This is a genomic window from Mycobacterium sp. NGS29 (assembly GCF_059812965.1).
Map to the genome: position 1 here is coordinate 20030 of NZ_JCALDR010000029.1, position 7373 is coordinate 27402.

At 67.1% G+C, this 7373-nt stretch carries 10 protein-coding genes; 7 read left to right on the top strand and 3 right to left on the bottom strand.

Going from position 1 to position 7373, the window contains the following annotated elements:
- The 3 genes from AC5Y5Z_RS24390 to phtC are packed head-to-tail and all read left to right on the top strand — an operon-like array spanning position 1 to position 1736.
- Complete coding sequence (locus tag AC5Y5Z_RS24390; protein ID WP_463827160.1) at positions 1 to 252, top strand: dihydrodiol dehydrogenase; 252 nt, start codon at positions 1 to 3, stop codon at positions 250 to 252.
- Positions 236 to 1021, top strand: coding sequence for a 3-(cis-5,6-dihydroxycyclohexa-1,3-dien-1-yl)propanoate dehydrogenase (hcaB, locus tag AC5Y5Z_RS24395; protein ID WP_473140015.1), 786 nt, complete (start codon positions 236 to 238; stop codon positions 1019 to 1021). Before AC5Y5Z_RS24390 ends, hcaB begins: the two co-directional genes overlap by 17 nt.
- Positions 1014 to 1736: a 3,4-dihydroxyphthalate decarboxylase gene (gene phtC / locus AC5Y5Z_RS24400; RefSeq protein ID WP_499928038.1), complete on the top strand. Its 723-nt coding sequence runs from the start codon at positions 1014 to 1016 to the stop codon at positions 1734 to 1736. The genes hcaB and phtC overlap by 8 nt, the downstream gene beginning before the upstream one ends.
- Here the strand turns inward: phtC and AC5Y5Z_RS24405 are convergent.
- Positions 1724 to 2488, bottom strand: coding sequence for an IclR family transcriptional regulator (locus tag AC5Y5Z_RS24405; protein ID WP_463826854.1), 765 nt, complete (start codon positions 2486 to 2488; stop codon positions 1724 to 1726). The two genes, phtC and AC5Y5Z_RS24405, sit on opposite strands and share 13 nt — an antisense overlap.
- A gap of 206 nt (positions 2489 to 2694) precedes the next feature.
- On the opposite strand from AC5Y5Z_RS24405, the gene AC5Y5Z_RS24410 reads away from it, so the two are divergent.
- A complete protein-coding gene (locus AC5Y5Z_RS24410) occupies positions 2695 to 4488 on the top strand; it encodes a PPE family protein (RefSeq protein ID WP_499928039.1) in 1794 nt (597 codons plus the stop codon).
- Positions 4489 to 4526: 38 nt separating this feature from the next.
- Positions 4527 to 5180, top strand: a complete 654-nt coding sequence (locus AC5Y5Z_RS24415; RefSeq protein ID WP_463826855.1) for a DedA family protein — start codon at positions 4527 to 4529, stop codon at positions 5178 to 5180.
- Between the two features lies 1 nt (position 5181).
- Here the strand turns inward: AC5Y5Z_RS24415 and AC5Y5Z_RS24420 are convergent, their stop codons facing one another.
- Entirely contained in the window at positions 5182 to 5799 is a 618-nt protein-coding gene (locus tag AC5Y5Z_RS24420; protein WP_463826856.1) for a TetR/AcrR family transcriptional regulator, read from the bottom strand.
- A gap of 155 nt (positions 5800 to 5954) precedes the next feature.
- Here AC5Y5Z_RS24420 and AC5Y5Z_RS24425 point away from each other — a divergent pair, with 155 nt between their 5' ends.
- Positions 5955 to 6383, top strand: coding sequence for an anti-sigma factor antagonist (locus AC5Y5Z_RS24425; protein ID WP_499928041.1), 429 nt, complete (start codon positions 5955 to 5957; stop codon positions 6381 to 6383).
- A 14-nt stretch (positions 6384 to 6397) separates the two neighbouring features.
- On the opposite strand, the gene AC5Y5Z_RS24430 is transcribed toward AC5Y5Z_RS24425, so the two are convergent.
- Entirely contained in the window at positions 6398 to 7045 is a 648-nt protein-coding gene (locus AC5Y5Z_RS24430; protein ID WP_499928043.1) for a TetR/AcrR family transcriptional regulator, read from the bottom strand.
- Positions 7046 to 7176: 131 nt separating this feature from the next.
- Between AC5Y5Z_RS24430 and AC5Y5Z_RS24435 the strand changes: the two genes are divergently transcribed.
- On the top strand, positions 7177 to 7373 hold a 197-nt coding region (locus tag AC5Y5Z_RS24435), incomplete at its 3' end, for a glutamate-cysteine ligase family protein (protein WP_499928045.1).

Consider the following 7373-nt stretch of genomic DNA (forward strand, 5'->3'; position numbering starts at 1 on the left):
ATCCAACCGGTCGGTGAACCGCTCACTGTCGCAAATGAATTCACCGAAGTCGTGGTGCAGCGCGTGGAGACCCGCAACGGATCCCGGCTGCTCATCACCGCCCCCCGCAGCGGCCGGTGGATCAGCCTGGACGCCCTCGAGGTGGAGGCACTGACCTGGCAGAACCCCCGTACGCTGGCGGCCATGGTCGGCAACTCCAACGCGCCGCTGCTGCCCGACGAGCCGGAAGCCGACGATGACCGGCTGGCTTGACGGCAAGCGGGCGCTGGTGGTGGGCGCCGGCTCCGGGATCGGCCGGGCGGTGGTCGATGCCTTCCGCGCCGAAGGTGCGAAAGTTGCTGTGCTGGAACGTGATCCGGACAAGTGCAACCGGTTGCGCGACGAGCTCCCCGAGGTCCCTGTGATCGAGGGTGACGCCACCGGACGGGACGCGAACGACAGCGCGGTGCGCGCCGCCGTGCACAGCTTCGGCGGACTGGACACCCTGATCAACTGCGTCGGGGTGTTCGACTTCTACCGGGGAATCGACGACATCGACGCCGACGACCTGCCGGCCGCCTTCGACGAGATGTTCCGCACCAATGTGCTCAGTCAGCTGCAGTCGGTCAAAGCCGCACTCCCGGCGCTGCGCGGGCACCCGGGTGCCTCGATCGTGCTGACCGAGTCGACGTCGGCCTACTATCCCGGTCGTGGCGGTGTGTTGTACGTGCCGTCGAAGTTCGCCGTGCGGGGTTTGGTGACGGCGTTGGCGCACGAGTTGGCGCCGCACATCCGGGTCAACGGGGTGGCGCCGGGCGGAACGCTGGACACCGACCTGCGCGGACTGGCCAGCCTCGGCCTGGCCGAGGTCCGCCTGGACGACTCCCCCGACCGGGCAACGGATTTGGCGGCACGCAGTCCGCTCAATGTCGCGCTGTCCGGTGCCGACCACGCGTGGAGCTATGTGTTTTTGGCAGCACAGCGCTCCCGCGGCATCACCGGTGAGACCGTCCACCCCGACGGGGGGTTCCGGCTTGCTTGAGCAGCAACGCATTCTCCTCGCCCAGGCCTGCCGGGTCGCCGCTGCCCGCGGCCTGGTGGACGGCATCCTCGGCCATCTGAGTCTGCGCGTCGACGAGGACCGCCTGCTCATCCGCTGCCGCAGCGACTCCGATACCGGCGTGGCGTTCACCCGTCCCAGCGACATCCGGTTGATCGATTTCGACGGAAAGGCCGGAGCCACCGGCGAACTCGCAGGTTACCGGGTACCCAACGAGTTGCCGATCCACCTGGAGACCATGCTGGCCGACGCCCGACACCAGGCCGTCGCGCACCTTCATCCGCCGGAGGCCGTCGCCGCCGATCTGGCCGGCATCACCATCCGGCCCATCTACGGCGCCTATGACATTCCGGGCGCTTGGCTGGCCCGCGCCGGCGTGCCGGTCTACGAACGCGCGGTGCTGATTCGAAGCTCGGAACTGGGCCAGCAGATGGTGGCGGCGATGGGCACCGCGTCGGTGGTGATCTGTCGCGGGCACGGCATCACCAGCGCCGCCGCTACCGTACCGCAGGCGGTGTTGCAGTCGATCAGCCTGAATGAGTTGGCGCGCATGGCATTACGCGTACGGTCCGCCGGTGGCACGCTGACCGAGATCGACGACGCCGACTGGGACGACCTGCCGGACCTGGGGGCCGGGTTCAACGTCGACGCGGCGTGGCGGCACGAGGTGGCCCGGTTGGCTGCTCAGCCCAGCTGACCGCCGATCTCATCGGCCGCCCGGACAAGCGCGGCCGCGATCGCCCGATATTTCGAGGTGGGCAGCCGGTGCTGCGGGGCGGCGGCATTCAGCGCGAGGCGCAACCCGGGAGCGCCGGTGGGAATCGGTACTGCCACCGAGGCCACGCCCTCCTCGCTCTCCTCCCGGTTGCCGGCGTAACCCCGCTCGCGGATGCGGGACAGTTCGGATTCCAGCTTCGCCCGGCTGACGATCGAGCGCGCCGTGATTCCGGGCAGCGCCTCCTGCGGAAGCAGTTGCCGCAGTTCGGCTTCGGACAACCCGGCCAGCAAGGCCTTGCCCGTCGAGGTGCAATGCGCCGGCATGGTGCGGCCCAGTCGGGAAGCCACCCGAACCGCTTTCGGACCTTCCACCGCGGCGACGAAACGGATGTTCGCGCCGTCGAGCATCCCGACGTGGATCGTCTCGCCGAGCTGCTCGCTGAGGGTGCGCATGACCGGCAGCGCGGTGCGCGCAATGTCGATGCGCCCGAAGATCGCGAACGCCACGCTGGTCAGGGCCGGTCCCGGCAGGTACGCCTTGGAGTCGGGGTCCTGGCGGACGAAGCCGCGGTAGGTCAGCATCGCCAGCAGTCGGTGCGCGGTCGACGACGCCACACCCAAATACCGTGTCGCCTCGCTCAGCCGGATCTGCGGTTGCTCCCCCAGCAGCAACAGCAGCTTGAGTGCATTGTCGACCGACTCGATCGGGTACTGCGGCGCCTCTTTCCGCACCCGCAGAGCGTATCGCCGCGACCCCCTGAACCGGCCGCGTGGAAAAGGAGTCGCCGAAAACCGCATGCGCCGCCGAAAACTTGGCTACCGTTCCTCGCAGCGTCGCGTTGCCCGGTGGTCGGGGAAATCATGACTGGTAGGCAGCGCGGCGCGCTATTGCGCCGGCGCCCGGGGGCCGCGTCGGCGACGCCGGAGAGGACGCCCTGTTGAGCTATTACACAATGCCACCAGAAATCAACTCGGTACGGATGTTCGTCGGCGCGGGGGCAGCGCCGATGCTGCACGCCGCCAGGGCCTGGAGTGGATTGGCCCAGGAGTTGGGGACCGCCGCGGAATCCTTCACGTCGGTGACGTCGTGCCTGACGGAGTCCGCGTGGCAGGGTGCGGCCGCCGCCGCGATGACAGCCGCCGCCGCGCCCTACGCGAGTTTCCTCACTGCGGCATCAACGCAGGCCGCCGGGGCGGCCACCCAAGCCGGCGCGGTGGCGGCCGCGTTCGAGGCGGCCCGGGCGGCCACCATCCACCCGCTGGTGGTGGCAGCCAACCGCAACGCGTTCGTGCAGCTGGTGGTGTCGAACCTGTTCGGGCAGAACGCGCCCGCGATCGCCGCCGCGGAAAGCATCTACGAGGAGTTCTGGGCCGCCGACGTCGCCGCGCTGGTGGACTATCACGGCTGGGCGTCGGCGGCCGCGGCGCAGCTGACCTCCTGGCCGGACGCGCTAGCCGGTTTGAGCACCTTGAACACCAGCATCGGCAACACCGGCGCGCTGAACCTGGGCATCGGCAATCTCGGCAACAACAACCTGGGCAGCGGAAATACCGGCAACGGCAACTACGGCAGTGGCAACTACGGCAATCAAAACCTGGGCAGCGGAAACGGTGGCGACGGCAACCTGGGTGGCGGCAACACAGGTAACTCCAACGTTGGCAGTGGCAACTGGGGTAGTACCAATTTCGGCAACGGCAACGTCGGCGACTTCAATCTGGGCAGCGGAAATCAGGGCAACCAGAACGTCGGCCCCGGCAACGTCGGCAACGGAAACGTGGGCGGCGGAAACCAGGGGTCGACCAATTTCGGTAGCGGCAATATCGGCAGCTCCAACGTGGGCAGCGGCAACATCGGGACCTCGAACACCGGGGTGGGGAATACCGGCAGTTTCAACGTCGGGTTCGGTAACAACGGCAACAACAACATCGGTTTCGGACTCACGGGCGATAACCAGGTCGGCATCGGCGCCTTGAACGTCGGTATCGGCAACCTCGGCTTCGGTAATTCCGGCAACAACAACATCGGATTCTTCAACTCCGGCGACAACAACATCGGCTTCTTCAATTCCGGGAACGGCAGCTTCGGTTTCGGTAACTCCGGCGACACGAACACCGGCTTCTGGAATGCCGGCATCGGCAACACCGGCTTCGGTAACTCCGGCTACACCAACCTGGGCTTCGACAACGCCGGCAACGGTAATTTCGGTGCTGGGAACGCGTACTTCGACAACGTGGGCTTCGGCAATGCGGGATCCGGGAACACCGGGTTATTCAACTCCGCGGGGTACGGGACCAACACCGGCATCGGCAACTCGGGCTATTTCAACACCGGCCTGTTCAACTCGGGCAGCGTCAATACCGGCGGGTTCAATTCAGGCACCTATAACACCGGGTTCGGCAGCTCGCAGACACCGGAGGGAGTGTTCCATTCGGGCTTCGGCAACGTCGGTAGCAACCTGTCCGGCTTCTACAACACCGGCAGCGACTCCTCGGGCTTCCAGAACACCACTGATGACGCGTATGGCTATACCTCCGGAGTCGGCAACTCCAACGGTCGCGGCAACGTGGGCTTCTACAACTCAGGGTTTGCGCTCTCAGGCATCGGCAATACCGGCGCATACAACACCGGCTTGTACAACACCGGGAACTACAGCTCGGGCGTGCACAACGCGGGCAACTCCAGCTCCGGCGGCTGGAACGAGGGCAACAACCAGTCCGGGTTCTTCCACTAGTCACCCGCAATTGGCAGCGGTCAGGCATCCTTTATCCCATGAACGTGGAGGCCCTGCTTCAGACCATCCCGCCGCTCGCGGTGTACCTGGTGGTCGGTGGAGTCGTCGGACTCGAGAGTCTGGGCATACCGCTGCCCGGGGAAATCGTGTTGGTCAGCGCCGCCCTGATGTCGTCGCATCACGAGCTGGCGGTGAACCCGGTCGGCGTCGGCGCCGCGGCGGTGATCGGCGCGGTGATCGGCGACTCCATCGGGTACTCGATCGGACGCCGGTTCGGGATGCCGCTGTTCGACCGGCTTGGCCGGCGCTTCCCGAAGCACTTCGGCCCCGGCCACGTCATGCTGGCCGAACGGACGTTCAACCGCTGGGGTGTGCGCGCAGTGTTCTTCGGCCGGTTCATCGCGCTGCTGCGCATCTTCGCCGGACCCCTGGCCGGGGCGTTGAAGATGTCCTACCCACGGTTTCTGGTCGCCAACGTCAGCGGCGGCATCTGCTGGGCCGGGGGCACCACCGCGCTCGTCTATTTCGCCGGCGTGGCTGCGGAGAAATGGATGTCGCGGTTCTCCTGGGTAGCGCTGGTCATCGCCCTCATCTGCGGCGTCACCGCGGCTATCCTGCTGCGCGAGCGCACATCTCGGGCCATCGCCGAGCTCGAAGAAGAACACCACCGCAAGGCCGGCACCACCGCCTGAGTCAGCCGGCTGCCTCACCGAGCTGCGGGCGATGCTGCTCGATCAGCGTCCGCGCCAGCGACTGGGCGCGGTGCGCAGAGTCGCGGTCGCCCACCGCGGCCAGGATGATCGCGCCTTTCATCAGGAGATGCCAGGACCAGGCGAAGTCCTCGACGTCAAGCAGCCCGGCGGCCACCGCGCGCTCGCGCACTATCTGCCGGACGTTGTCGAGGTGGACGATGCAGGCCTGCCCGGCGGGGTGATCGGGACCCAACTCCAGCAGCACGTTGATGAACGAGCAGCCCTCGTAACCGTCCCGGTGCTGGAACCACTCGTGTAGCACGTCGAAGATCGCCAGCAACTGCTCCTCGGCCGTGGCGCCCCGCTGTGCGGACTGCTGTTCGATCAATCCATGGGTCCAGAGCTCTTCGCGCCGCTGCAGCACCGCCAGCACCAGATCGTTCTTGGTGGCGAAGTGGCGGTACAGGGTCGCCCTGGCCACCCCGGCGCGTTCGATGACTTCGTCGGTGCCGACGGCGCGGATGCCGCGACGACTGAACAGCTCATAGCCAGCGCCCAGAATCCGTTCGCGGGCCGGCACAGCTGACGCCGCGGACCCGGTGACCTCGGTCGTTGCCATATCAGGCCTTACCGTACTCTTAGCCCGACCGTGTAGACAGACCGCCCTGTCTTGTTATAGAAATGGTATCCACAGGACAAGAATTTGTCTGTCTTCAGATTGCAGGACGGGCATCCATCGCGGCGTAGTTCACGCCAGCCGATTAGGAGTGCACCATGAGCCTGGCCATTTCCGAATCATTCTCCACCCACCTGACGCTCAGCACTCGGTTGGTCTACGCGTTGGGCGATCCGCGCAGCACGCTGCGCGCCATCACCGACCGCAGCGGCGACGCGGTGGTCATCCATGCCGGCGGGGAGGTCGACGCCTGTAATGAGCAGACCTGGCGCCAGCTGGTGACCGAGGCGGCCGCGACCACCACCCCGCCCGGGCCGTTGGTCGTCGATGTCACCGAAGTCGAGTTCCTGGGCTGCTGCGCCTACAGCGTGCTTGCCGAGACGGCCGAGCAGTGCCGGCTGCGCGGCGGCGAATTACGCCTGGTGAGCCCTGCGCGGGCCGTCGAGCGCGTGGTGCGGGCGGGCGGCTGGGCTGCCACGCTGCCGATCTACCCGACTGTCGACGACGCCCTGCGCGCGCGGCGGTAAACCGGCCTGCGGCGTTATGCCGCGCCGTTGGCGACCAGTTCTCGGTCCGCAGCGGCCGGTGGCGGTCCCACCTCCAGCACCGCCCGGACCGAGGCGCGCAGGTAGTCGCCCAGCATGGGCATCCCGAATTGCTGCCCGCGCGGACCGATCCATTTGGGCAGGTCGATGATGCAGGCGGCGATCAAGTCGACTGCGACGGCGTCGCTGCGCCGCCACATTCTGTCGGCCAGCTGCGACATCGCCGCGTGCAGTTCCGCCGCCAGGGTGTGCAACTGCGCGGCGATCTCGTCCGGCATCGGTTGGCCGGCCACGTCCTCGCGGCGCACCGTCATCAGGCAGGCCGACGATCCCGGATACATCTCGGGATACAGCAGCGACGTTTCGGCCGCGGCGTACACCGCGTCCAGCGGATCACTGTCCGCTTCGGACCGGGCATCGTCGACCAGGCTGCTCAACAGGTCCAGAAAGCGGCGTTCCGCACGTATCCACACCCGCCCGAGCAGGCCGCCGCGCGACTCGAACGCCCGGTAGATGGCGCCGTTGGAGACGCCGGTGGCCTTGGTGAGTGCGCGGATCGTGACGGCTTCGATCCCGTGCTCGGCGACCAGTTCTTCCGCGGCGTCCAGGACGTCGTCGTGTCCGCGCGACCGGGGACTCAACACTGCTGACCACTCCTTCTTCGGATGTGTGTTGCGGTCATTGTCCCCAACCGGCCTGGATCGCACAGCGAAATGGCCGATACGGCCGAACTCGCACCGGGTTTGGCGCCGGCCGCGCGGGTAGCTTGGCGGACATGGGCACATCGTGCTCGGCGAGCGGCCTTCCCACGGTGGGGGTCGAAGAGGAATTTCTGCTCGTCGAACCGCAGACCGGCGAACCGGCACCCCGCAACAACGCGGTAGCCATCGAGGCGGCCCGCCGCGGCGTCGACATGCAGCTGGAGCTGAGCAGTTGTCAGGTGGAGATCGCTTCCGGGGTGGTGCGGACCAG